The organism is Salmonella sp. 741265073_HBA, assembly GCF_046569105.1.
Lineage (GTDB): Bacteria > Pseudomonadota > Gammaproteobacteria > Enterobacterales > Enterobacteriaceae > Salmonella > Salmonella enterica.
In genome coordinates, this window is record NZ_JBKFRY010000008.1 from 140,380 (window position 1) to 164,421 (window position 24,042).

The 24,042-nt window shown below is 54.8% G+C and carries 20 protein-coding genes; 12 read left to right on the plus strand and 8 right to left on the minus strand.

The window, feature by feature from the left end:
* Positions 1-248: 248 nt before the first annotated feature.
* Positions 249-2,579 carry a Tex family protein gene (locus tag ACLD3P_RS13045; protein ID WP_350426728.1) on the minus strand — a complete coding sequence of 777 codons (2,331 nt, stop codon included), beginning with the start codon at positions 2,577-2,579 and terminating at the stop codon, positions 249-251.
* 98 nt (positions 2,580-2,677) lie between these two features.
* The gene (gene greB, locus ACLD3P_RS13050) at positions 2,678-3,151 is read right to left on the minus strand and encodes a transcription elongation factor GreB (RefSeq protein WP_000856695.1); all 474 of its coding nucleotides are present in this window, start codon (positions 3,149-3,151) and stop codon (positions 2,678-2,680) included.
* A 225-nt stretch (positions 3,152-3,376) separates the two neighbouring features.
* Between greB and ompR the strand changes: the two genes are divergently transcribed.
* Positions 3,377-4,096 carry a two-component system response regulator OmpR gene (gene ompR, locus ACLD3P_RS13055; RefSeq protein ID WP_001157751.1) on the plus strand — a complete coding sequence of 240 codons (720 nt, stop codon included), beginning with the start codon at positions 3,377-3,379 and terminating at the stop codon, positions 4,094-4,096.
* Complete coding sequence (envZ, locus tag ACLD3P_RS13060) at positions 4,093-5,445, plus strand: two-component system sensor histidine kinase EnvZ (RefSeq protein ID WP_001253818.1); 1,353 nt, start codon at positions 4,093-4,095, stop codon at positions 5,443-5,445. Before ompR ends, envZ begins: the two co-directional genes overlap by 4 nt.
* 74 nt (positions 5,446-5,519) lie before the next feature.
* On the opposite strand, the gene pckA is transcribed toward envZ, so the two are convergent.
* On the minus strand, positions 5,520-7,139 hold the full coding sequence (pckA, locus tag ACLD3P_RS13065) for a phosphoenolpyruvate carboxykinase (ATP) (RefSeq protein ID WP_411006492.1): 1,620 nt from the start codon (positions 7,137-7,139) through the stop codon (positions 5,520-5,522).
* 379 nt (positions 7,140-7,518) lie between these two features.
* Between pckA and ACLD3P_RS13070 the strand changes: the two genes are divergently transcribed.
* The gene (locus tag ACLD3P_RS13070; protein ID WP_411006491.1) at positions 7,519-9,228 is read left to right on the plus strand and encodes a DUF4153 domain-containing protein; all 1,710 of its coding nucleotides are present in this window, start codon (positions 7,519-7,521) and stop codon (positions 9,226-9,228) included.
* A 110-nt stretch (positions 9,229-9,338) separates the two neighbouring features.
* Here ACLD3P_RS13070 and hslO read toward each other — a convergent pair whose 3' ends face one another.
* From hslO to igaA, 4 genes are all read right to left on the minus strand, one after another.
* Entirely contained in the window at positions 9,339-10,217 is an 879-nt protein-coding gene (gene hslO, locus ACLD3P_RS13075) for an Hsp33 family molecular chaperone HslO (RefSeq protein ID WP_001135571.1), read from the minus strand.
* Positions 10,218-10,241: 24 nt separating this feature from the next.
* Positions 10,242-10,643 carry a ribosome-associated heat shock protein Hsp15 gene (gene hslR / locus ACLD3P_RS13080; RefSeq protein ID WP_000660719.1) on the minus strand — a complete coding sequence of 134 codons (402 nt, stop codon included), beginning with the start codon at positions 10,641-10,643 and terminating at the stop codon, positions 10,242-10,244.
* 10 nt (positions 10,644-10,653) lie between these two features.
* Positions 10,654-11,322, minus strand: a complete 669-nt coding sequence (gene yrfG / locus ACLD3P_RS13085; RefSeq protein WP_001520508.1) for a GMP/IMP nucleotidase — start codon at positions 11,320-11,322, stop codon at positions 10,654-10,656.
* Between the two features lie 64 nt (positions 11,323-11,386).
* Positions 11,387-13,519 (minus strand): intracellular growth attenuator protein IgaA, encoded by a 2,133-nt coding sequence (gene igaA, locus ACLD3P_RS13090; RefSeq protein WP_000104092.1) that lies wholly within the window; start codon positions 13,517-13,519, stop codon positions 11,387-11,389.
* Positions 13,520-13,841: 322 nt separating this feature from the next.
* Here igaA and nudE point away from each other — a divergent pair, with 322 nt between their 5' ends.
* Positions 13,842-14,405, plus strand: coding sequence for an ADP compounds hydrolase NudE (gene nudE / locus ACLD3P_RS13095; RefSeq protein ID WP_000045725.1), 564 nt, complete (start codon positions 13,842-13,844; stop codon positions 14,403-14,405).
* A 95-nt stretch (positions 14,406-14,500) separates the two neighbouring features.
* Here nudE and mrcA read toward each other — a convergent pair whose 3' ends face one another.
* Positions 14,501-17,053 carry a penicillin-binding protein 1A gene (gene mrcA, locus ACLD3P_RS13100; protein WP_411006490.1) on the minus strand — a complete coding sequence of 851 codons (2,553 nt, stop codon included), beginning with the start codon at positions 17,051-17,053 and terminating at the stop codon, positions 14,501-14,503.
* A gap of 120 nt (positions 17,054-17,173) precedes the next feature.
* On the opposite strand from mrcA, the gene ACLD3P_RS13105 reads away from it, so the two are divergent.
* The 8 genes from ACLD3P_RS13105 to damX all read left to right on the plus strand — a co-directional run bounded on the left by ACLD3P_RS13105 (position 17,174) and on the right by damX (position 23,999).
* Positions 17,174-17,953, plus strand: coding sequence for a DNA utilization protein HofM (locus ACLD3P_RS13105; protein WP_134944499.1), 780 nt, complete (start codon positions 17,174-17,176; stop codon positions 17,951-17,953).
* Entirely contained in the window at positions 17,953-18,492 is a 540-nt protein-coding gene (locus tag ACLD3P_RS13110) for a PilN domain-containing protein (protein WP_111761321.1), read from the plus strand. Before ACLD3P_RS13105 ends, ACLD3P_RS13110 begins: the two co-directional genes overlap by 1 nt.
* Positions 18,476-18,949, plus strand: coding sequence for a hypothetical protein (locus ACLD3P_RS13115; protein ID WP_134944500.1), 474 nt, complete (start codon positions 18,476-18,478; stop codon positions 18,947-18,949). The genes ACLD3P_RS13110 and ACLD3P_RS13115 overlap by 17 nt, the downstream gene beginning before the upstream one ends.
* Positions 18,939-19,340, plus strand: coding sequence for a HofP DNA utilization family protein (locus tag ACLD3P_RS13120; protein ID WP_000648140.1), 402 nt, complete (start codon positions 18,939-18,941; stop codon positions 19,338-19,340). The genes ACLD3P_RS13115 and ACLD3P_RS13120 overlap by 11 nt, the downstream gene beginning before the upstream one ends.
* Positions 19,255-20,493, plus strand: a complete 1,239-nt coding sequence (gene hofQ, locus ACLD3P_RS13125; RefSeq protein ID WP_017441586.1) for a DNA uptake porin HofQ — start codon at positions 19,255-19,257, stop codon at positions 20,491-20,493. The genes ACLD3P_RS13120 and hofQ overlap by 86 nt, the downstream gene beginning before the upstream one ends.
* A 464-nt stretch (positions 20,494-20,957) precedes the next feature.
* Positions 20,958-21,479, plus strand: coding sequence for a shikimate kinase AroK (gene aroK, locus ACLD3P_RS13130; protein WP_000818621.1), 522 nt, complete (start codon positions 20,958-20,960; stop codon positions 21,477-21,479).
* A 56-nt stretch (positions 21,480-21,535) separates the two neighbouring features.
* The gene (aroB, locus tag ACLD3P_RS13135; protein WP_000439820.1) at positions 21,536-22,624 is read left to right on the plus strand and encodes a 3-dehydroquinate synthase; all 1,089 of its coding nucleotides are present in this window, start codon (positions 21,536-21,538) and stop codon (positions 22,622-22,624) included.
* 97 nt (positions 22,625-22,721) lie between these two features.
* Entirely contained in the window at positions 22,722-23,999 is a 1,278-nt protein-coding gene (damX, locus tag ACLD3P_RS13140; protein ID WP_411006489.1) for a cell division protein DamX, read from the plus strand.
* Positions 24,000-24,042 lie beyond the last annotated feature (43 nt).

Consider the following 24,042-nt stretch of genomic DNA (forward strand, 5'->3'; position numbering starts at 1 on the left):
TGTTGATATGGCTCAACATTTATTTGTCTTTTTGCAAATACCTCTAATGTGCAAATATTCACCGTTTTTAATGTTTAATTAAGGTTTCATCTGTTAATAAAGTGATAATTAATAGTGCGGATAGCAGAAGGAAATTAATTAACAGATTCTAATGGGTAAGATTTAATTGTTAATTAAAAAAGAAAGGGTTGGACGTATTGCAAAATCGCAGGCCGGATAAGAAGTAACCCGGCCTGCGTATTACCCGATTAGCGTTTTTTTCCCATTGCGGCTGCCAGCGCGTCCATCATGGCGCTGTTACCGGCTGGCTGGGCGTCACGACCGCGCGGTTTCGCCGCTTTTGATGCCGGGCGGTTGCCCTGAGCGCGATCGGTGCCGCCGCCGCGGCGAGCGGCGGTTTCGCCGGGCTGTTCGTCCAGACGCATCGTCAGCGCAATACGCTTACGTTGCAGATCCACTTCCAGCACTTTCACCTTCACGATGTCGCCCGCTTTCACCACGGTGTGCGGATCGTCGACGAACTTATTCGAGAGCGAGGAGATATGCACCAGGCCATCCTGATGAACGCCGATATCGACAAACGCGCCGAAGTTAGTGACGTTAGTGACCGCCCCTTCCAGAATCATCCCCGGCAGCAGGTCGTTCATGGTTTCAACGCCATCGGCGAATTGCGCGGTTTTAAATTCAGGACGCGGGTCGCGGCCCGGTTTTTCCAGCTCTTTGATGATATCGCTCACGGTCGGTACGCCGAATTTATCGTCGGTAAAATCAGCGGCCTTGAGGTGACGCAATTCGTTGCTGTTGCCCATCAGATCTTTTAGCGCTTGCTGCGTCGCCGCCAGAATGCGTTCGACAACCGGATAGGCTTCCGGGTGGACGGTGGAGGCATCCAGCGGGTTATCGCCGTGGTTAATACGCAGGAAGCCCGCGCACTGCTCAAACGCTTTCGGCCCCAGACGGCTCACCTTCAACAGTTGCTGGCGGTTCTGAAACTGACCGTTCTCATCGCGCCAGGCGACGATGTTTTGCGCCATCATGCGCGTTAGGCCCGCGACACGGGTCAGCAGCGGCACGGAGGCGGTATTCAAATCGACGCCGACGGCGTTTACGCAGTCTTCGACCACCGCATCCAGTTTACGGGCCAACTGGGTCTGGCTGACATCGTGTTGATATTGGCCGACGCCGATCGATTTCGGATCGATTTTCACCAGTTCCGCCAGCGGATCCTGTAGACGACGCGCGATAGAGACCGCGCCGCGCAGGGAGACGTCGAGATCCGGAAACTCCTGCGCCGCCAGCTCAGAAGCGGAATACACGGACGCCCCCGCTTCGCTGACGATCACTTTTTGCGCCGTCACGTTCGGGAACTGTTTTTGTACGTCGAGATAGAAGCGTTCGGTTTCACGCGAGGCCGTACCGTTGCCAATCGCGACCAGTTCGACGTGGTATTTTTCGCACAGCGCGGCGATCACGGTAGCCGCTTTGGCCGCCTGACCGGTATGCGGATAAATGGTATCCGTCGCCACCAGCTTGCCGGTGCCGTCAACGACAGCGACTTTTACGCCGGTACGCAGGCCAGGATCAAGGCCCATTGTAGCGCGCAGGCCTGCGGGGGCTGCCATCAGCAGGTCGTGCAGGTTACGGGCAAACACGTTAATCGCTTCATCTTCCGCACGTTCGCGCACGGTGCCCATCAGTTCGGTTTCGAGGTGCATTAAGACTTTGATACGCCACGTCCAGCTCACTACGCCTTTGCGCCAGCTATCCGCCGGGGCGTTATTCAGCCGCAGGCCGAGATGGTCCATGATGATCTGCTCGCAGTAGCTCTCTTTCGGCGGCTCATCAAACTGTGGGTCGGCATTGAGCGAAAGTTGCAGAATGCCTTCGTTACGACCACGGAACATGGCCAGCGCACGGTGAGACGGGACGTTAGCAATGGGCTCATGATGGTCGAAATAGTCGCGGAATTTTGCCCCTTCTTCCTCTTTGCCGCTCACGACTGTGGCGACCAGATGGGCGTTCTTCCACAGATAATCACGCACTTTCGCCAGCAATGCGGCGTCTTCGGCAAAGCGCTCCATCAGAATGTAGCGTGCGCCGTCGAGCGCGGCTTTCGTGTCCGCCACGCCTTTGTCGCCATCAATGTACTTTGCCGCTTCCACGTCAGGATCGTGGGACGGTTCGTTCCAGAGCAGATCGGCCAGCGGCTCAAGGCCGGCTTCAATGGCGATTTGTCCACGGGTGCGGCGTTTAGGTTTATAGGGCAGGTAGAGGTCTTCGAGCTCGGTCTTGCTTAACGTAGCGTTGATGGCGCCAGCCAGCTCATCGGTCAGTTTGCCTTGTTCGGAAATGGACTTGAGGATGGCCTGACGCCTGTCTTCCAGCTCACGCAGATAGCCCAGACGCGTTTCCAGGTTACGCAACTGCGTGTCATCCAGACCGCCGGTGATTTCTTTACGATAACGTGCGATAAACGGCACGGTGTTCCCTTCGTCAAGCAGGCGAACGGCAGCTTCAACCTGCCCGGCATTTGCCTGGATTTCACCCGCAATAATGCGGCAGAAAGAATCATTCATCATGGGTTAGCTTCGTCTTCAGGATAAAAATCAGGGGATAGTTATACGGATTGGCTGGCAAAAATGCCAGCCATCAGCGGGGGCTTAGGATTCTTCTTGTCTTATTTGACGTATTCGATCGCATTGACGTACCAGTTTGCTTCGCCGACAGGGGTGTTGACCACCGCCAGATCGCCCACTTCTTTTTTCAGTAGCGCCCGCGCCATCGGCGAGTCGATAGAGATGTAATCCTTACGTCCGAAAATTTCATCGTAGCCGACAATGCGGAACTTCAGCGTATCGCCGTCATCATTTTCAATTTCCACCCAGGCGCCGAAGAAGACTTTGCCCTCCTGCTGCGGGGAATAATCCACGATTTTGAGATTTTCCATGCATTTGGTCAGATATCTGACGCGTCTGTCGATCTCACGTAGGCGCTTTTTATTATACTGATAGTCGGCATTCTCGCTGCGGTCGCCCAGACTCGCAGCCCAGGTCACTTTTTTGGTGACCTCCGGGCGCTCTTCACGCCAGAGATAATTGAGCTCTTGTTTGAGTGTTTCGTACCCTTCGCGGGTGATCAGGGGCGTTTTCATCTCGTTGATTTACCTTTGCTGTCGATATTGCGCACACGGGGTATAACGTGATCGTCCCTACAGAATAAATAATGGGGTTGCCGATTAATTGTATATTTAAGCTGCTGTTAAATATGCTTTGTAACAATTTAGCCTGAAATTCATACCAGAATTTGCTGGTGACTCACGTGAGCTTTTTTAAGAATACACACTTACATTTGTTGCGAACCTTTGGGAGTACAGACAATGCAAGAGAATTATAAGATTCTGGTGGTTGATGACGATATGCGTCTGCGGGCGCTACTGGAACGTTATCTGACCGAGCAGGGCTTCCAGGTTCGAAGCGTCGCTAACGCCGAGCAGATGGATCGTCTGCTGACCCGTGAATCTTTCCATCTCATGGTACTGGATTTAATGCTGCCAGGTGAAGATGGTCTGTCGATTTGTCGTCGCCTGCGTAGTCAAAGTAATCCAATGCCGATCATTATGGTCACGGCGAAGGGTGAAGAGGTTGACCGTATCGTCGGGCTGGAAATCGGCGCCGATGACTACATTCCTAAACCGTTTAACCCGCGCGAGCTGTTGGCGCGTATCCGCGCCGTGCTACGTCGTCAGGCAAACGAACTGCCCGGCGCGCCGTCGCAGGAAGAGGCCGTTATCGCGTTCGGTAAGTTTAAACTGAACCTCGGTACGCGCGAGATGTTCCGTGAAGATGAACCGATGCCGCTGACCAGCGGGGAGTTTGCGGTACTGAAAGCGCTGGTAAGCCACCCGCGCGAGCCGCTCTCTCGCGATAAGCTGATGAATCTGGCCCGTGGCCGCGAGTATTCCGCGATGGAACGCTCCATCGACGTCCAGATCTCCCGCCTGCGCCGTATGGTGGAAGAAGATCCGGCGCATCCGCGTTATATTCAGACCGTCTGGGGCCTGGGCTACGTCTTCGTACCGGACGGTTCTAAAGCATGAGGCGAATGCGCTTCTCGCCGCGAAGTTCATTTGCCCGCACGCTGTTGCTCATCGTCACCTTGCTGTTCGTCAGCCTGGTGACGACCTACCTGGTGGTGTTGAACTTCGCGATTTTGCCGAGCCTCCAGCAGTTTAATAAGGTTCTGGCTTACGAAGTCCGTATGCTGATGACCGATAAGCTGCAACTGGAGGACGGCACGCAGTTAGTCGTGCCGCCTGCGTTTCGTCGGGAAATCTATCGCGAGCTGGGGATCTCTCTCTACACCAACGAAGCCGCCGAAGAGGCCGGGCTGCGTTGGGCGCAACACTACGAATTCTTAAGCCACCAGATGGCGCAGCAATTAGGCGGCCCGACGGAAGTGCGCGTTGAGGTCAACAAAAGCTCGCCTGTCGTGTGGCTCAAAACCTGGCTGTCGCCCAATATCTGGGTGCGCGTGCCGCTGACCGAGATTCATCAGGGCGATTTTTCTCCGCTTTTCCGTTACACGCTGGCGATCATGCTCCTGGCGATAGGCGGCGCGTGGCTATTTATTCGTATACAGAACCGACCGTTAGTGGATCTTGAACATGCCGCCCTGCAGGTAGGGAAGGGAATTATTCCGCCGCCGCTGCGTGAATATGGCGCCTCTGAGGTGCGCTCTGTGACCCGGGCGTTTAACCATATGGCCGCCGGCGTGAAACAATTGGCCGATGACCGTACGCTATTGATGGCGGGCGTCAGCCACGACTTGCGCACGCCGCTGACCCGTATTCGTCTGGCGACGGAGATGATGGGCGAGGAAGACGGTTATCTCGCGGAGTCGATCAATAAAGACATCGAAGAGTGTAACGCCATTATCGAACAGTTTATTGACTATCTGCGTACCGGTCAGGAAATGCCAATGGAGATGGCGGATCTCAATTCCGTGCTGGGCGAGGTGATTGCGGCTGAAAGCGGCTATGAGCGTGAGATTAACACTGCGCTTCAGGCAGGCAGTATCCAGGTGAAAATGCACCCGCTCTCGATTAAGCGCGCGGTGGCGAATATGGTGGTCAATGCTGCCCGTTATGGCAACGGTTGGATTAAGGTCAGCAGCGGCACTGAGTCGCATCGCGCCTGGTTCCAGGTAGAAGATGACGGGCCGGGCATTAAGCCGGAGCAGCGTAAACATCTGTTCCAGCCTTTTGTGCGTGGCGACAGCGCCCGTAGCACCAGCGGCACAGGGCTGGGGCTGGCGATTGTGCAGCGCATTATCGATAACCATAACGGGATGCTGGAGATTGGCACCAGCGAGCGTGGCGGATTGTCGATTCGCGCCTGGCTACCGGTTCCTGTGGCTCGCGTCCAGGGGACGACAAAAGAGGCATAAGAAAGGGAGGTATTACCCTCCCTTTCTTCTTAACGCTGGATGACGCAGTTCAAAGCCGCCATCCGGCCTGTTCCTTACAGCTTCGGTCCGGCGCTAACCAGCGCTTCGCCTGCCGGGGTATCCGTATACTTCTCGAAGTTCTCAATGAACAGTTTCGCCAGCGCGGTGGCTTTTTCCTGCCATTGTTCCGGCGACGCGTAGGTGTTACGCGGGTCAAGAATGTGGGTATCCACGCCTGGCAGTTCAGTCGGGATCGCCAGATCGAACAGCGGCAGACGGAAGGTTTCCGCGTTATCAAGAGAACCGTTCAGAATGGCGTCGATAATTGCGCGCGTATCTTTGATGGAGATACGTTTGCCGGTGCCATTCCAGCCGGTGTTAACCAGATAAGCCTGCGCGCCTGCTGCCTGCATACGTTTCACCAGCACCTCAGCATACTGCGTCGGGTGCAGCGTCAGGAACGCGGCGCCGAAGCAGGCGGAGAAGGTGGGGGTCGGTTCGGTGACGCCGCGTTCGGTGCCGGCCAGTTTAGCGGTGAAACCCGACAGGAAGTGGTACTGCGTCTGGTTAGCGGTTAAACGGGAAACCGGCGGCAACACGCCGAAGGCGTCCGCCGTCAGGAAGATAACCTTGGTGGCGTGACCTGCTTTGGACACGGGCTTAACGATGTTATCGATATGATAGATCGGGTAAGAGACGCGGGTGTTTTCGGTTTTGGAACCATCATCGAAATCAACGGTGCCGTCTTCGCGCACGGTGACGTTTTCCAGCAGCGCATCACGGCGAATCGCATGATAAATTTCTGGCTCCGCTTCTTTCGACAGTTTGATGGTTTTGGCGTAGCAGCCGCCTTCAAAGTTGAACACGCCGTCGTCATCCCAACCGTGCTCATCATCGCCAATCAGACGACGTTTCGGGTCGGTGGACAGAGTGGTTTTTCCGGTACCGGAAAGGCCGAAGAAGACCGCGACATCGCCTTTTTCACCCACGTTGGCGGAACAGTGCATTGAGGCGATACCTTTGAGCGGCAGCAGGTAGTTCATTACCGAGAACATCCCTTTTTTCATTTCGCCGCCGTACCAGGTGCCGCCAATAAGCTGAATACGTTCAGTCAGGTTGAACGCCACGAAGTTTTCCGAGTTCAGCCCTTGCTCTTTCCACTGCGGGTTGGTGCACTTCGCGCCGTTCATGACAATAAAGTCAGGTTTGAAGCCTACCAGCTCTTCGTCCGTTGGGCGAATGAACATATTTTTAACGAAGTGGGCCTGCCAGGCGACTTCCGTAATAAAGCGCACGGAAAGACGCGTATCGGCATTTGCGCCGCAGAACGCATCAACAATGAATAAGCGTTTACCGGAAAGCTGATGCGTCACCAGACCTTTCAGGTGTTGCCAGGTTTCCTGGGAAAGCGGCTTATTATCGTTTTTACCTTTACCCTTATCGGACCACCACAGCGTATCACGCGTGGTGTCGTCGCGAACAATATACTTATCCTTAGGCGAACGACCGGTAAAAATACCGGTATCAACGGTAACAGCGCCCAGGTTAGTTAACACGCCACGCTCATAGCCTTCCAGACCAGGATTAAGTTCTTCCTGATAAAGGGTGTCGTAGCTGGGATTGTAAACGATATCCTGGACGTCGTTGATACCATAAGCCTTGAGATCTTGCGGGGTTAAATTGTTAACGCGCATATCACTGCTCCTTAGCCAATATATATTACCGAAAATAGTAAGGTTTTTTGAGGTTGGTTAACCGCGACAAGGCTCATAGATTTACGTATCTGGACAAAATCACGATTGACGAAAAACACTGTGACTCCTGTCACGCAGCGGCGGTTATTATGGCAGGAAACCTACTTTTGTTGTGGAAAATGTTCTGAAAACGTTAAAAGGAAGTGTTTTTGACCGACATAATGTGACTGTAATCGCATTCATGTAAGAAAGTTACGTAACACCAACATTAACAATATCGATTCACCTCTCTGCGTTTTTTTCTGAATTATGCATGACGACGCCTGGCGGTGAACAGATGATGCAATAATGCGACTTTCTCATCATTCTGGATAACGACATGGAAAGTGTAGCGCTTTCACGTACTACTCGCTGGGGTATGTTGCTCACCGGTTTGCTGCAGGGCGTCTTGTGCTACCTGCTGATGGCCTGGCTGGTACCACAAAATAGCGACTGGCTGTTCTATGGTATGCCTGCGACGATAGCGTTGTCGTCAATGCTATTGCTTACCGTGGTCTCTTTTAAACAGCGCGCGCTGTGGGGCTGGCTGGGGCTGATCTTTGTGGTCGTGCTGGCAATGAGCGGCTGGCTGAAATGGCAGGTTGAGGCGGTGGAGAAATGGCGCCTGGCCGAGCTCCTCTGGCTGTATGGTCTCCGGCTTGTGTTGATGGCGATGCTGGTATTACCCTGGATGCAATATCAGCTACATTCGCAAACCGGTTCGGCGCGTTATCCCCAGTTTTATCTGCGGTTATGGCATAACGTACTGACATTGTTTATCGTCCTGGTCGCTAACGGACTGTTCTGGCTGGTGCTTCTGCTCTGGAGCGCGCTATTCAGGCTGGTGGGCATCCGCTTTTTCAGCACCCTTTTCTTTGAAACTGAAGCCTTTATTTATGTGACCATCGGCTTAATTACGGCGCTGGCGGTCATTCTCGCCCGCACGCAGTCGCGCCTTGTGGCGGCGGTGCAAAAGCTGCTGACGCTGATCGCGACGGGTTTACTGCCAGTGGTGTCGCTGCTGGCATTGCTGTTTATTGTGACGTTACCCTTTACCGGACTGGAGGCGATTTCTGCGCGTGTTTCCGCTGCGGGGCTGCTATCCACGCTGACGCTGATGCTGCTGCTCCTCGTGGCGATTGTCAACGAACCGCAAAAGCGCGTATTACCCTATCCGCGCGTACTACGCGGCATGATTAGCGCCTCGCTGTGCGTTGCCCCGATATATATGCTGCTGGCGGGCTGGGCGTTATGGGTACGCATTCAGCAATACGGCTGGACGCCGGATCGTCTGTATGGCGCGCTGACGGTGTCTGTCTTGCTGGTATGGTCCTTCGGTTATCTGATCGGTCTGTTACGCCGCGGACGCGACCCTGGTGAGTGGCAAGGCAAGGTGATACTGAGCGTCTCTTTGTTAACGCTGGTGATATTGCTGTTGCTGGCCTCGCCTGTACTTGATGTCTGGCGTATTAGCGTCAACAGCCATATGGCGCGTTACCATAGCGGTAAAATTACTGCGGATCAGATCAGCCTGTATATGCTGGATCACAGCGGCAAACCTGGCCAGGAAGCGCTGAAATCGTTGCGGGATGACGATGCGTTTACGCAGAACAGAAAGCGCAATCGTGAACTGATGACGTTTTTGCAGAGAAATAAGGTCTCTCCGACGGCGGACGATTTAGCGCGGGTGGTGATGATTGCGCCCGGTAGCCAGAAGCCGGACGCCGCATTTTGGGCGTTTGTCAAAGAGCAGAGTTATTCGGGCGCTTCCTGCCTTGAACCGGATGCCTGCGTGCTGGTGAGTCAGGATCTTAACGGTGACGGTCAGCCTGAGCAGGTGCTGTATAACTTTATTGTTGCCGAGAGCCAGGTCTACGGCTTAAAAGAGGGGAAATGGACGCAGAAAGCGTTAGCCCGACTGCCGGACGGGTTTTCTAAGACGCAACTGTTGCACGCGATTGCCGGGCATCAGTTAGACTCAGCTCCCAAAGCCTGGCGCGATATCATTGTTGATGGTAAGCGGTTGGATGTGGATTACTACAACGAGTAAGCTTTTTGCCGGATGGCGGCATAAATGCCTTATCCGGCCTACGGAGCGGGATGCTGTAGGCCAGATAAGCGCAGTGCCATCAGGCAATGACGTTGCTGACTACGAGGCGATTAGTGAACCTGTGGATCGGCAGGAGAGGCGTTGTTACGGATCTCCGCGATATCCATCGCATTGAACAGATAATGATTGCCGCAGTAATCGCAGTGCATATCGATTTCGCCTTCTTCCGCCAGAATGCTGTCCACTTCTTCATCCGGCAATGTTTTCAGCGCGCCCGCGCAACGTTCGCGTGAACAGGTGCATTTGAATTCAACATCTTGCGGATCGTAGAGCGTGACTTCTTCTTCGTGATACAAACGCCACAGCACGTCATTTGCCGGTAACGTCAGCAGCTCTTCGCTTTTAATGGTTTCCGTCAACATGGCCAGATGGTCGAAATCCTCCGCCTGCGCGTTCTGTGCCGGCATCACCTGGAGCAACATTCCACCTGCCGCCGGTTTACCGTCGACATCGCCGGTACGAATAAACAGGCGCGTCGGCAACTGCTCGGAGCGCAGGAAGTAATCTTCCAGGCACGCCGCCAGAGTATCGCCTTCCAGACCCACCACGCCCTGATAGCGTTCACCCTCTTCCGGCGTAATGGTGATCACCAGATAGCCGTTGCCAACCAGCGTTTTGAGATCCGCATTGTCAGGGATGTCGCCCTGAACGCGAGCCACGCCGCGCATCTGCTGCTGATTATTGCCATTGATCACCGCCAGGCTTAACGGCCCGTCGCCCTGGAGCTGTACCGTAATGTCACCGGCAAACTTCAGCGTCGCGGTCAGCAGGCTAGTGGCGACCAGCAGTTCGGCCAGTACGGTTTTCACCGGCTGCGGGTAGGTATGATTGTCGAGGATCTGTTGCAAGGTTTCCGAAACGGTCACCAGCTCGCCGCGAACGGCAAAGTTTTCAAACAGATAACGATGTAATTGGTCATGTTGCGGCATAATCATCTCTCTTGCGGGTGACAGTTATTCGCTGTCGCCGTGTTTAAATCGTAACAGGTCGCGGCGCTCTTTCTTGTCCGGTCGCCTGTCCGGATGCGGCATGGTCAGGGCGTTAAGCTTGCGCGCCTGCGCCATTTTTTCGCGTTTTTCCACGCTTTCCGCCGTCTCTTCATACAGCGCGGCGGCTTCGCTGGCCGGACGGCGCTGTTCGGTGATGGCTTTAACGATCACCGTCCGTTCGTCATTTCCCTGACGCAGGGTAAGGGTTGCGTTCAGCTCGACGATTTTGCTCGGCTTACTGCGCTGGCCGTTGTAATGCACCTTACCGCCTTCAATCATCTCGCGGGCCAGCGCGCGGGTTTTATAAAAACGCGCGGCCCACAGCCATTTATCCAGTCTGACCTCAACGGAGGACTTTTCTTTCATGGCGTCTCCTTCACATCAGCGAGGGGATCAGACGGCGGTAGTCGTTCAGGGACGGATGGCGCGTATAGTGCTTTTCCGCCAGGCCGGAATCGGGATTCGTCACGCCAAGACAGTAGCGAATACCAAACCGGGCGGCGGCGTCGAGAATCGGTTCGCTGTCATCGATAAACAGCGTTTTCTCTGCGCTTATTCCCGTTTCCTCAGTGACAGCGCGCCATAACCGCTGATCCTCTTTGGGATAACCAAATGTGTGGGTGGAAAGTAATAAATCAAGGTGTGAGGCCAGACCGGTATGCTCCAGCTTCACCGCCAGGTTATGTGGATGCGCATTGGTGAGCAGAATCCGACGTTTCCCGCTGGCTTTTAACGCATTCAGAAACGGTACGGTATCGTCGCGCAAAACGGCGCGCGGCCCTTGCGCCGTCGTCATGGCGCAAATATCCAGACCCAGACGCTCGCTCCAGTAATCCAGACAGTACCAGTTTAGCGTATGCTGTACGGCATGATACTGCTGGCGAATATATTCCTGCGCGTCCTGCGGCGAAATACCCTGCTGCGCGCCGTAGGTTTCCGGTACCAGCTTTTGCCAGAAATAGTTATCGAACGCGAGATCGAGCAGCGTGCCGTCCATATCCAGCAAAACGGTATCCACGTTTTGCCAGTCAATATCAATATGCATGGGGAACTCCAGGGTAACGCAATTTGCGCGACAGGGTAGCATACCCTGTCGCACGGCGGCGCTATCAGATGAGATTTTCCGGAGAGACAGTTAACCTGGGATTGAGGCAGCTTTCATAGTATTCCTGGATGTCCGCCATACGGGTACGGTGGCGTTGGTAACGTCTGAACGCCTGAATGCCGTTGTAGACCGCGCTCACTATCATTGCCAGCATCAGCAGCGTGGTGCCGAGGTAACGCCACCAGCCGGATTTATCGGGGATACGATGCAGGCTGATATGCTGCGTGCCGTTGGCATCGGTATACACGCTGGTGACAATGCCCTCGGCGCTAAATGGCGTCTGCATGAGCGTTTGCGCCAGACGCTGGAAGGCGCTCCACTGTTCCTGCGCGGGATAGTCATACAGCGGCGTTGACGGCCAGGCCTGATCAACCAGTTCGCTGCCTTCATCGCTGGCGATCAGGAATCCGCCGGGAGCGGGGCTATTCAGCGACTGGGCGGCACGCGCGGTCTCGCGAGAAATAAACGGCGCCGTTGAGGTCGTGACCAGATTTTCCAGCGACTCTGCGCTTACGGGGCGTAGCAGCACGTTGACGCCGTCCAGTTTGCCGGCGTTCGCGCGTTTCACCAGCGCGTTCCAGTCCTTACTGTTACCGAGATTAACCAGCGCATTTTTCAGGCGCACGCACTCGTCTTCCGCCGCGCACAAATCAGCGGTTTTCAGAACAATATCGCCAAAGTCATCTAATAATACCATGCCCGATTTTTGGATCGCGGAGCGTAAAGATGCGCTGACGCGCGAGTCGTCTTCGGGTTTGGGATGGAGCTGACGATTTACCGCCTGGCTTAGCGCCATCGCTTTATTCACCAGGTCTGATTCCGGCAGCGGTAGCGCAGGCGCGTCATTCCAGATGATTTGCGAGCAATCGAACGGCATAAACGGTGAGTTAGACTGGCCGCTCCAGGTCGCGCCGGAATGAATATTACACATTCCTTTACCGCTCAGATGCAGCGTATCGCCCACCCGCACGCCAGCTTTTTCAAGCTGTTTTACCGTTGTCGCTTCAATGGTTTGCGCGCCTTTCATCCACGAGAGCGTGAACTTGATTGGCATATCCAGCGGGATCCAGAACAGCAGCATAAACAACACCAGCAGCGAACCGATAGCAATAACAGTGCTGCGTAACCAGTGCTGCAACGGAAAGTTTTTCACTTCATCATGCAGGGATAAAAAACGGCCCTGGCGGGCGACATGGCGATCAAGGTAAATATCAATATCCGTTTGTTGCCCAAGATCCTGCGTAATGTAGGGTTGCCAGTGGGCAGGGTAAATAAGGTCGATGATGCCCAGCGAAATATTGTTAATCTGCTCCTGATTATTCTCCCCAAACAGTCCCCAGCGGCGGGGCGTTCCCCGCAGACAGTGAATTTCCCGCAGCGCGCTTTTCGACGGCGGCGCAAAAAGTCCCCAAAGTCCGGCTGCCAGCAGCAGGATAGCGCCGCCTATCATCCACGGTACAAAAACGTCTGGCGTTATCAGACAGAAAAAGAATAACAAAAAGGAGGCGACGATTAACAACGCTTCGCGCAAGCCAGCCGGGCGGCTGAGCGCATATTCTTCGTGGGTCTCCTGACGGATATTCAACAGCTCAATCTGCTCGCTCTCTTCGCCGCGAATCGACGCCTGCGTAGAGGCCGTATTCTGTAGCGCGTAGCCGCGCGACTCCTGCATATACTCTTGCAGCGTATGGCCGTTTAAAGAGATCACCAGCGGCAGCGTATCCGTGAGGATCAGCTCAACGTTGTTTTCATCATTGATGTACTGTTCCCAGAAAGGCGGCAGATGGACTTCGACGGAGTCGAGGTAGTAGCGCCATTTATTAGGATCGTCAGTGGTAATGCCGTAGCGGGTGATGGAGTGGGTCAGTATCACGACACTGTTGCTTTCCGCGTTCAGCGTCAGCGAGATGGGCGCAGCACTGGCGCCTGTCGGCCCCGGAACTTGCTGGATCTGGCTAAGGTTATCGAGATAGTTTTCTACCGCGCTGCGCTCTTCGGGCAACAGTTTACGCGTTTGCGCGTCCTGAAAGGCGCTGATCCACGGTAAGCTCCCTCGTCTGGACTTTACCCGGAACCGCCATATTGCCAGTAGAGAGCAGGCCAGCAAAGCAGCTATAAAAATCAGAATGGTGCTCATGCTTTCCCCATCTTACTAAGTCTGTCAGGCGTGGTCAGTCGCACCCTGTCCAATAAACATTTTTCTGTGGTTGGCTATCGGCAAGCGTGGAGTTGAACTTGAGCATTGTAAAGCGCATCCCAGTGAAGGCAAATCATAGCAATACCACCAAAAACGGAATATCAGCAAATTCCTGGAGTTATTTCAACCTATTGACTTTTAATTTGAAATAAGAATTAATTTTTATTACGTTACATAAATGTAAATAAACGGCAATTCGCATTGCCGAAACCGTGCGGTATGTCGCACAATGACCACAGATTACACTGCAAAGATTCTCACAATGAGCAAATCATTACAAAAACCCACCATTCTGAAAGTGGAAACCGTCGCACAATCCCGACTGTTTAACGTAGAAAGCGTGGATCTGGAGTTCAGCAACGGCGTGCGTCGCGTGTATGAACGTATGCGACCATCAACCCGTGAGGCGGTAATGATTGTGCCGATCGTTGATGAGCATCTGATTCTTATTCGTGAGTATGCGGTGGGAACCGAATCCTATGAGCTGGGCTTCTCGAAAGGATTGATCGACCCGGGCGAGACCGTTTTTGAAGCGGCGAACCGGGAGCTCAAAGAAGAGGTCGGGTTTGGCGCGCATAACCTGACCTTCTTAAAAAAACTCAGCATGGCGCCCTCTTATTTTTCCAGCAAAATGAATATCGTGGTGGCGGAAGATCTCTATCCGGAGTCGCTGGAAGGCGACGAGCCTGAGCCATTGCCGCAGGTACGCTGGCCGCTGGCGCATTTAATGGATCTGCTGGAAGACCCCGATTTTAACGAGGCCCGCAACGTCAGCGCGCTGTTTCTGGTACGCGAGTGGTTGAAAGCGCAGGGCCGAATTGCCTGATGGCGCGGCGTTGATCAAGCCAACGGAAAGTTTGTCTCCCCGTTCGCCGTCATCCGCTAAACACAATAAAAAAGGCGCCGGAGCGCCTTTTTTGATCAGAACAGTTCGTGTGTTTCACCATTATCAATAATGGTAGTTCCCACCTCGTGTACCGCCTGTTGTGTCGGCTGCGTGCCTTCGATGAAATACTCTTCACGGCTGTTACCGCCGCTCGCCAGTTGTCCGGTACTGCGGTCGATATTCACCGTGACGATGCCCGGCGGCGGCGTTAGCGGCTGTTCCGGCACGCCTTCCAGCACGGCTTTCATATAGGCGTCCCATGCAGGTTGCGCGCTCTTCGCGCCGCCCTCATAGCCGGAGATTTGATCTTTGATCGCGCCGGAAGCGGTGGTGCGGCCTAAATCACGGCGGTGATCGTCAAAGCCGATCCATACGGAAGTGACGACGCCAGGACCATAGCCGGAGAACCATGCGTCTTTCGAGCTGTTGGTCGTACCGGTTTTGCCGCCGATATCGCGACGTTTAAGGTCGCGCGCCGCACGCCAACCGGTACCCATCCAGCCGGGTTCGCCGAAGATATTGGTGTTCAGCGCGCTTTTGATCAGAAACGCCAGCGGCGTATTGATCACATGCGGCGCGTATTCCTGCGTGCCGTTTTGCGCGACCAGCGCCTGGTTTGCCTGTTCCAGCTCAGGCATCGGTACGGCGCTGTTTTGCTGCTCTTGCGAAACCGCGACCTCTTCCACATTGGTGTTTTCCAGCACGTCGGATTTCTGCGTATTGCCGTAAATGACCGGGATATCGCACTCCGGGCAGGCGATTTTCGGTTTCGCTTCGAAGAGCACGCCGCCCTGATCGTTCTCAATCTTGCTGATGAAATACGGGTCGATCAGGAAACCGCCGTTCGCCATCACCGCATAACCGCGCGCAACCTGCATCGGCGTGAAGGAGGCGGAGCCCAGCGCCAGCGATTCGGTATGCACGATATTTTGCGCCGGGAAGCCGAAGCGTTGCAGATATTCCGCCGCATAGTCGACGCCCATGGCGCGCATGGCGCGTACCATCACCACGTTTTTCGACTGCCCCAGCCCCTGGCGTAAACGAATCGGTCCGGCGTACTGCGGCGGGGAGTTTTTCGGACGCCAGTCTGAACCTGCCCCGGCGTCCCAGCGGGAAATCGGCACATCGTTGAGCATACTGGCGAGTGTCAGCCCTTTATCCATTGCGGCGGTGTAGAGGAACGGTTTGATGTTCGACCCCACCTGACGCAAAGCTTGCGTCGCGCGGTTAAATTTACTCTGATTAAAATCGAAACCGCCGACCAGCGCCAGTACCGCGCCTGTTTGCGGGTTAAGCGAAACCAGCGCGGAGTTCACTTCCGGTACCTGCGCCAGCCACCAGTCGTTATCCACCTGACGAACCCAGATTTGCTGACCTGTCTGGACGACATCGGTAACTTTACGCGGCGTCGGCCCCTGCTGTGTATCCGAGCGGTAAGGCCGCGCCCAACGCATTCCTTCCATATGTAGCGAAACGAACGTACCGTCGGCAAGCGCAGCGGTCGCCTCTTGCGGATTAGCGCTGGTGACCACGGCGGGAAGCAGCGGTCCGTAGGTTGGCAACGCTTTCAACGTATCGGTAATTTTTTTACTGTCCCACGCCGTTTCGCCCACTTTCCATAGCACATTCGCCGGGCCGCGATAACCGTGGCGCATGTCATAGTCCAGCACGTTATTACGCACCGCCTGTTGCGCGGCCTGCTGCACTTTGCGGGTGATGGTCGTGTAAATACGATAACCATCTTCGTAAGCGCTTTCGCCATAACGGTTATACATTTCCTGGCGCACCATTTCCGACAGATAAGGCGCGGAGAAGGCGATTTCCGGCGCGTGATAATTTGCGTCGATAGGTTCGCTACGTGCCTGATCGTACTGCGCCTGAGTGATATATCCCTCGCTTAACATTCGCGAAAGCACTACGTTACGGCGCGCTATCGCCCGATCCATCGAGTAGAGCGGGTTAAAGGTAGAAGGCGCTTTAGGTAGTCCGGCGATAACCGCCATTTCGCTTAGACTAAGCTGGTCGACCGTCTTACCAAAGTAGACCTGTGCCGCCGCGCCAACGCCATAGGCGCGGTAGCCGAGATAGATCTTGTTCAGATAGAGTTCGAGGATCTCATTTTTATTCAGCAACTGCTCAATACGAATCGCCAGAAACGCTTCCTTGATCTTGCGCATCAGCGTGCGTTCGGGGCTAAGGAAGAAGTTTCGCGCCAGTTGCTGGGTAATGGTACTTGCTCCCTGCGATGCGTGACCGGAGAAGAGCGCGACGCTGGCCGCACGGAAAATACCTACCGGGTCAATGCCGTGATGCTCATAAAAGCGGCTATCTTCGGTGGCGATAAAGGCGTTGATCATTTCCGGCGGAATTTGATCGAGCGTAACGGGAATACGACGTTTTTCGCCATATTGCGCGATAAGTTCGCCATCCGCGCTGTAAACCTGCATCGGAATTTGCAAACGCACATCTTTCAATGTCGCGACGTCAGGTAGCTGCGGCTCAATATAGCGATAAAGGCCATAAATCGAGCCTGCTCCCAGCAGGATGCAACATACTGCAAGGATCAATAAATACTTTACGAACTTCACTGGAGATTTCCCATTTAGTGTCATTTGGGCAGTTTATAAACAAACGCGCGGTAGTATAAAGGCAAGCCAGACGCATTGATATACCCGTTAACGCGACGGGTGATAAGGAGATCGACCGTTATGGCTTTTAAAACCTGGCAAATAGGATTGCATATTCAGCAGCATGAAGCGCTGGCCATCGCCGTTATTCGCGGCGCATCGGGCTGGTCTCTGCAACGTTGGTGGCGACTGCCGCTGATGAACGCCTCGACGGCAGAGGGTACGATTCCTGACCCGCAATCGCTGGCTCACGTACTGCGACCCTGGAGTCGTGAGCTGCCGCTACGTCACCGTATTTATCTCTCTTTTCCCGCAAATCGGACATTGCAACGCGCTTTTCCACATCCGCCGATGCGGCTGCGGGAACGTGAGCAAATCGCATGGCTTTCACAAACGATGGCGCGTGAGCTGGATATGGATCCGGACTTATTGCGTTTCGACTTTCAGGACGATGCGTTAAGCCCCGCGTTCAACGTTACCGCCGTGCAAAGCAAAGAAATTTCAGAGCTGTTAACGCTGGCGCAAACGCTCAATGTGCGCATCGCTGCTGTAACGCCCGATGCCTGCGCGTTACAGCGCTTGCTGCCGTTTATACCTTCGGGGCGGCAATGTCTGGTCTGGCGCGATGAGAGCCAGTGGCTGTGGGCGACGCGCTATGCGTGGGGGCGTAAATCGGCGCGCGAGGCGACGACGCTGCATGACCTTGCCGCGACGTTATCCGTCGTGCCGGAACATATTTCATTATGCGCCGAAGGCGAATTCGACCCCTGGCGCGCCGTTACCGTCCGCCAACCGCCGGTTCCGCCGGATGGTTATCGCTTTGCGATTGCGCTGGGTTTAGCCATGGGGGAGATACGCTGATGGCGCATTCTGTCAATTTGCTCCCCTGGCGGCGCCAACATTATGTAGCGCGTCTGCGGCTGTGGTGCGTGGTATGGGGCGCGTCCCTGCTGCTGATAGCAAGCCTCGCGACGATCGCCCGGTTGGTTTTTTGGCAGGAGGGGAGGATTAACGAGCTGCTACTGACGGCGGAAAACGGACGCACGACGGCACTTGCGGCGAACATACCGCAGTTGCAGCAGCGTCAGCGACAGCAACAGGCGCGATTACAACGTCAGGCGCAGCGTGAACTGACGCAAGCCTGGCAATCTATGTTGATTGACCTTGCCAACCTGTTGCCAGAGCAGGCATGGCTGACAAGCCTCAATTATCAGCAAGAGACGCTAGAGCTGGAAGGGCTGGCGAGAACGTTTGACGCCCTGCTCACGCTTGAGACATCGCTTCGTCACTATGTCAGTTTTACGCTAAACCGCACGGGCGCCACGCGGCAGGATGCGCAAGGGCGCTGGCAGTTCCATTATCAGTTAACGAGGAGCGCCGCCCGTGAACGCGCTCTTTGATATCTGGTACGGGATGTCGCGCCGTGGTCGGGTTTTTTGTTGGTGTGCAGGCGTGCTGTGTCTGACGCTGACGGTCGCGTTATCTGTGGGCTATCCCGGCTGGAAGACGTTGGATACGCAACAAACGCGGTTAAGCCAGCAGCGCGAGGCCGCCCGGCAACAGTGGCGTCATCTGCGCCGTCTGAGCGTCGCGGCTGAACCGCTTTTCGGGGGCACCGTTGAAAATCCGCGTCCTTTTTCGCCGTTAGATTTCCAGGCGCCTCCCCTACGTTTGCTGCACTGGCAGCCATCGGCGCAGGGGGGAGAAATGGCGCTGAAAACGTCCTGGGATGCGGTGCCGTCGCTGTTTGTCCGGTTGGCCGAAAGCGAGATGATCGTAAGTCGGTTTTCATTGCGTAAAGAGGGGGCGGAATTATTGATGACTCTGCAACTGGAGCGCCTGGCGAATGAAGGCTAGCCGCAGTGTATTGCTCTGTTTTTGTTTGCTGACGTTGACGGGAATGCGCGATCCCTTCCGCCCGCCGGAAGATCGCTGCCGGATAGCGGAACTCTCGCAGTGGCGGTATCAGGGCGCGGTGCGTAAAGGCGAGCGATGGACAGGCATTCTTAAAGACAGTCAGCAAAAATGGCGACGAGTGGAAGAAGGGCAGACGCTGGAAAACGGTTGGACGATTGTCCGCCTGACGGCGGAAGCCTTAACGTTAACGACCGGTAAAAATTGTGCGCCGCCGCAGTGGCGGTGGCTACGTCAGGGAGCGGACAATGAAGCGATGGATAGCCATAATACTGATAGCCTTGATGCCCGCCGCGCAGGCGGGAAAAGCGGCGAAAGTGACGCTGGTGGTTGATGACGTCCCTGTGGTGCAGGTTTTGCAGGCTTTAGCCGAGCAGGAGCGGCAGAATCTGGTGGTGTCGCCGGACGTCAGCGGGACATTATCGCTACATCTGACGGATGTGCCATGGAAACAGGCGCTACAGACGGTGGTCAATAGCGCGGGGCTGGTGCTGCGTCAGGAGGGGAATATTCTCCATGTTCATTCACAGGCCTGGCAGAAAGAACACAGTGCGCGGCAGGATGCCGAGCGGTTAAGGCTTCAGGCTAATTTACCGCTGGAAAACCGCAGCATTAGCCTGCAATACGCCGATGCCGGCGAACTGGCGAAAGCGGGCGAGAAACTCCTGAGCGCGAAAGGAACCATCATGGTAGATAAGCGCACCAACCGCCTGCTGTTGCGCGATAACCGCGCGGCCCTGGCGGAGTTGGAAAAATGGGTATCGCAAATGGATCTGCCGGTGGCGCAGGTGGAGCTGGCGGCGCATATCGTCACCATTAACGAAAAGAGTCTACGGGAACTGGGCGTAAAGTGGACGCTGGCTGACGCGACGCAAGCGGGCGCGGTGGGTGACGTGACGACGCTTTCCAGTGATTTATCCGTCGCCGCCGCCACCTCACGCGTCGGGTTTAATATCGGGCGCATTAACGGACGCTTGCTGGATTTAGAGCTGTCAGCGCTGGAGCAAAAGCAGCAGTTGGATATTATCGCCAGCCCCCGGCTGCTGGCTTCCCATCTGCAGCCAGCCAGTATCAAGCAAGGCAGCGAAATTCCTTATCAGGTTTCCAGCGGCGAAAGCGGCGCGACCTCCGTTGAATTTAAAGAAGCGGTGCTGGGAATGGAGGTGACGCCCACCGTTTTGCAAAAAGGGCGCATCCGCCTGAAGTTACATATCAGCCAGAATGTTCCCGGTCAGGTACTACAACAGGCTGACGGCGAAGTGCTGGCGATAGATAAACAGGAAATTGAAACGCAGGTAGAGGTAAAAAGCGGCGAGACGCTGGCGCTGGGCGGCATTTTTTCGCGAAAAAATAAATCGGGTAGCGATAGCGTGCCGCTGTTGGGGGATATTCCCTGGCTTGGTCAGCTCTTCCGCCATGACGGCAAAGAGGACGAGCGACGCGAATTAGTGGTGTTTATCACCCCCAGACTGGTGGCGACAGAATAATTTATGCATAAAAAAGCGCTGTTTTTGCACTGAACGCATCTGCGGGATTTGACGTGCGGATGTATTTAGCATACAAGGAGTACCGATTTGAGAGTCGTGCTTTTCGTTGCTGACGCATTGATTAATGCGCTTTGCCTTGCCGAAGGTGTGCATAAGACCGATGATAAACGGCTGAATGTCCGCTGATGCAGACGTATTGGTTCTGCGGATTGCGCACAATTGTTTGAAAGTAGAGCAATTTGTAGGCCGGATATGTTGTTCTGGTCGCCATCCGGCAACGCTAACTCGGGTTTTGCAACAATCAGGCTTGGTGATTTATTCAGTTGCCAAACCCGCTTGAGTATTGAGATAATTTTCAGTCTGACTCTCGCAATATCTTATGAGGTTTCAGTTCATGTCCTGCTGCGCTGGGTGTCTGTGAAGCGGGTTTACCATTAACGAATAGTCTTAGTAGTACCGAAAAAATGGCAGAGAAACGCAATATCTTTCTGGTTGGGCCTATGGGTGCCGGAAAAAGCACTATTGGGCGCCAGTTAGCTCAACAACTCAATATGGAATTTTACGATTCTGATCAAGAGATTGAGAAACGAACCGGAGCTGATGTGGGCTGGGTCTTCGATGTTGAAGGTGAAGACGGCTTCCGTAATCGTGAAGAAAAAGTTATCAACGAATTGACGGAAAAACAGGGTATTGTGCTGGCAACCGGCGGTGGCTCTGTAAAATCGCGTGAAACGCGTAACCGTCTCTCCGCGCGTGGCGTCGTGGTCTACCTTGAAACGACCATCGAAAAACAACTGGCGCGCACGCAGCGTGATAAAAAACGCCCGCTGTTGCAGGTTGAAGCGCCGCCTCGCGAAGTTCTGGAAGCGCTGGCTAACGAACGCAATCCGCTGTACGAAGAGATTGCCGACGTCACCATTCGCACCGACGATCAAAGCGCTAAGGTTGTGGCAAACCAGATTATTCATATGCTGGAAAGCAACTAATTCAAGCAGAATACGCTGGGTAAGCGGGCACAAGTAACTAAGGTGGATGTCGCGTCATGGAGAGGATTACAGTCACTCTCGGGGAACGTAGTTACCCGATCACCATCGCGGCTGGTTTGTTTAACGAACCAGCTTCATTCTTGCCGCTGAAATCAGGCGATCAGGTCATGTTAGTGACCAACGAAACCCTGGCGCCGCTTTATCTGGACAAGGTTCGCGGCGTACTCGAACGGGCGGGCGTTAACGTAGACAGCGTGATTCTTCCTGACGGCGAGCAGTATAAGAGCCTGACGGTGCTGGATACGGTGTTTACGGCGTTACTGAAAAAACCGCATGGTCGTGATACCACGCTGGTCGCGCTTGGCGGCGGCGTGATTGGCGATCTCACCGGTTTTGCGGCGGCCAGCTACCAGCGAGGCGTACGTTTCATCCAGGTGCCAACTACCTTACTGTCGCAGGTTGATTCTTCCGTGGGCGGGAAAACCGCCGTCAACCATCCCCTTGGCAAAAACATGATTGGCGCGTTTTACCAACCCGCTTCTGTGGTTGTCGATCTTGATTGCCTGAAAACGCTTCCCGCACGTGAACTGGCATCGGGACTGGCAGAGGTGATCAAATACGGCATTATACTCGACGCAGACTTCTTCACCTGGCTTGAGGATAATCTGGATGCGCTATTGCGTCTGGACGGCCCGGCGATGGCGTACTGTATTCGTCGTTGTTGCGAGCTGAAAGCCGAAGTTGTTGCCGCCGACGAGCGTGAAGCGGGCTTACGTGCTTTACTGAATCTTGGACATACCTTTGGCCACGCCATTGAAGCGGAAATGGGATATGGCAATTGGTTACATGGTGAAGCCGTTGCCGCAGGTATAGTGATGGCTGCGCGCGCATCCGAGCGTTTGGGGCAGTTCAGTTCTGCTGATACGCAGCGCATCATCGCTCTACTCGAACGGGCCGGGTTGCCAGTCAATGGCCCTTGCGAGATGTCCGCGCAGGACTATTTGCCGCACATGCTGCGAGATAAAAAAGTGTTAGCGGGGGAGCTGCGTTTAGTGCTTCCGCTGGCCATAGGGAAAAGTGAAGTGCGCGGCGGAGTGTCGCACGAAGTCGTTCTTAGCGCGATTGCTGACTGTCAGCAGGCGTAACAACAAGAAAGGTCAGACTGATATTGCGTAGATGTCAGTCTTTTAGCTTCAGGTTATGTGCAATGTCGTAAGCATTAACCTTTGAGTGGGGTGTTAAATGGATGAATTCAAACCAGAAGACGAGCTGAAACCCGATCCCAGCGATCGTCGTACTGGTCGTTCTCGTCAATCTTCAGAACGCGATAATGAGCCGCAGATCAACTTTGATGACGTTGATCTGGATGCCGACGATCGCCGTCCGACGCGTACGCGTAAAGCGCGTAGTGAAGAACCTGAAGTTGAAGAAGAGTACGAATCCGATGAAGACGATATGGTGGACGAAGAGCGTGTTGAACGCCGTCCACGTAAGCGTAAAAAAGCGGCCCATAAGCCAGCCTCTCGTCAGTACATGATGATGGGCGTTGGTGTACTGGTGCTGCTGCTATTGATTATCGGTATCGGCTCCGCGCTGAAAGCCCCCTCAACGTCTTCCAGCGAGCCGTCGGCCTCTGGCGAAAAGAGTATCGATCTTTCCGGTAACGCCGCCGATCAGGCGAATGCGACCCAGCCTGCGCCGGGCGCCACCTCCGCAGAACAAACCGCGGGCAATACGTCGCAGAATATTTCGTTGCCGCCGATTTCTTCAACGCCGACGCAGGGACAGTCGCCTGTGGTCGCTGACGGTCAGCAGCGCGTGGAAGTGCAGGGCGATCTGAATAATGCGCTGACGCAGAATCCAGAGCAGATGAACAATGTTGCGGTGAACTCTACGTTGCCGACAGAGCCTGCAACCGTCGCGCCAGTTCGCAATGGCAGCACGACGCGTCAGGCGGCGGTTAGCGAACCTGGTGAGCGTCATACCACGCGTCCGGAACGTAAACAGGCCGTCATTGAACCTAAGAAACCGCAGACCACGGCGAAAACCACCACTGCGGAACCGAAGAAACCGGTCGCGCCAGTGAAACGCACGGAACCGGCAGCGCCAGCCGCGACGCCGAAAGCGACCACCACGACGGCTGCGCCGACAGCGACGGCAAGCGCTGCGCCGGTACAAACCGCGAAGCCAGCGCAAGCCTCGACGACGCCTGTCGCAGGCGGCGGGAAAAGCGCCGGCAACGTTGGCGCATTAAAGAGCGCGCCATCCAGCCACTACACATTGCAGCTCAGTAGTTCTTCAAATTACGACAACCTGAACGGTTGGGCGAAGAAAGAGAACCTGAAAAATTATGTGGTATACGAGACGACGCGTAATGGACAACCGTGGTATGTGCTGGTAACGGGGATGTATGCTTCGAAAGAAGATGCTAAACGTGCGGTGTCCACCTTACCTGCCGATGTGCAGGCGAAAAACCCGTGGGCAAAACCGTTGCATCAGGTTCAGGCCGATCTGAAATAATCCAGGCTGTGTCCTGCAATTGCCTGTGAGTGTCGCTGACAGC

Excerpts from the sequence above, each read along its gene's own strand:
- ACLD3P_RS13045 (WP_350426728.1), bottom strand. The coding sequence starts at position 2,579 with ATGATGAATGATTCTTTCTGCCGCATTATTGCGGGTGAAATCCAGGCA.
- greB (WP_000856695.1), bottom strand. The coding sequence starts at position 3,151 with ATGAAAACGCCCCTGATCACCCGCGAAGGGTACGAAACACTCAAACAA.
- ompR (WP_001157751.1), top strand. The coding sequence starts at position 3,377 with ATGCAAGAGAATTATAAGATTCTGGTGGTTGATGACGATATGCGTCTG.
- envZ (WP_001253818.1), top strand. The coding sequence starts at position 4,093 with ATGAGGCGAATGCGCTTCTCGCCGCGAAGTTCATTTGCCCGCACGCTG.
- pckA (WP_411006492.1), bottom strand. The coding sequence starts at position 7,139 with ATGCGCGTTAACAATTTAACCCCGCAAGATCTCAAGGCTTATGGTATC.
- ACLD3P_RS13070 (WP_411006491.1), top strand. The coding sequence starts at position 7,519 with ATGGAAAGTGTAGCGCTTTCACGTACTACTCGCTGGGGTATGTTGCTC.
- hslO (WP_001135571.1), bottom strand. The coding sequence starts at position 10,217 with ATGCCGCAACATGACCAATTACATCGTTATCTGTTTGAAAACTTTGCC.
- hslR (WP_000660719.1), bottom strand. The coding sequence starts at position 10,643 with ATGAAAGAAAAGTCCTCCGTTGAGGTCAGACTGGATAAATGGCTGTGG.
- yrfG (WP_001520508.1), bottom strand. The coding sequence starts at position 11,322 with ATGCATATTGATATTGACTGGCAAAACGTGGATACCGTTTTGCTGGAT.
- igaA (WP_000104092.1), bottom strand. The coding sequence starts at position 13,519 with ATGAGCACCATTCTGATTTTTATAGCTGCTTTGCTGGCCTGCTCTCTA.
- nudE (WP_000045725.1), top strand. The coding sequence starts at position 13,842 with ATGAGCAAATCATTACAAAAACCCACCATTCTGAAAGTGGAAACCGTC.
- ACLD3P_RS13105 (WP_134944499.1), top strand. The coding sequence starts at position 17,174 with ATGGCTTTTAAAACCTGGCAAATAGGATTGCATATTCAGCAGCATGAA.
- ACLD3P_RS13110 (WP_111761321.1), top strand. The coding sequence starts at position 17,953 with ATGGCGCATTCTGTCAATTTGCTCCCCTGGCGGCGCCAACATTATGTA.
- ACLD3P_RS13120 (WP_000648140.1), top strand. The coding sequence starts at position 18,939 with ATGAAGGCTAGCCGCAGTGTATTGCTCTGTTTTTGTTTGCTGACGTTG.
- hofQ (WP_017441586.1), top strand. The coding sequence starts at position 19,255 with ATGAAGCGATGGATAGCCATAATACTGATAGCCTTGATGCCCGCCGCG.
- aroK (WP_000818621.1), top strand. The coding sequence starts at position 20,958 with ATGGCAGAGAAACGCAATATCTTTCTGGTTGGGCCTATGGGTGCCGGA.
- aroB (WP_000439820.1), top strand. The coding sequence starts at position 21,536 with ATGGAGAGGATTACAGTCACTCTCGGGGAACGTAGTTACCCGATCACC.
- damX (WP_411006489.1), top strand. The coding sequence starts at position 22,722 with ATGGATGAATTCAAACCAGAAGACGAGCTGAAACCCGATCCCAGCGAT.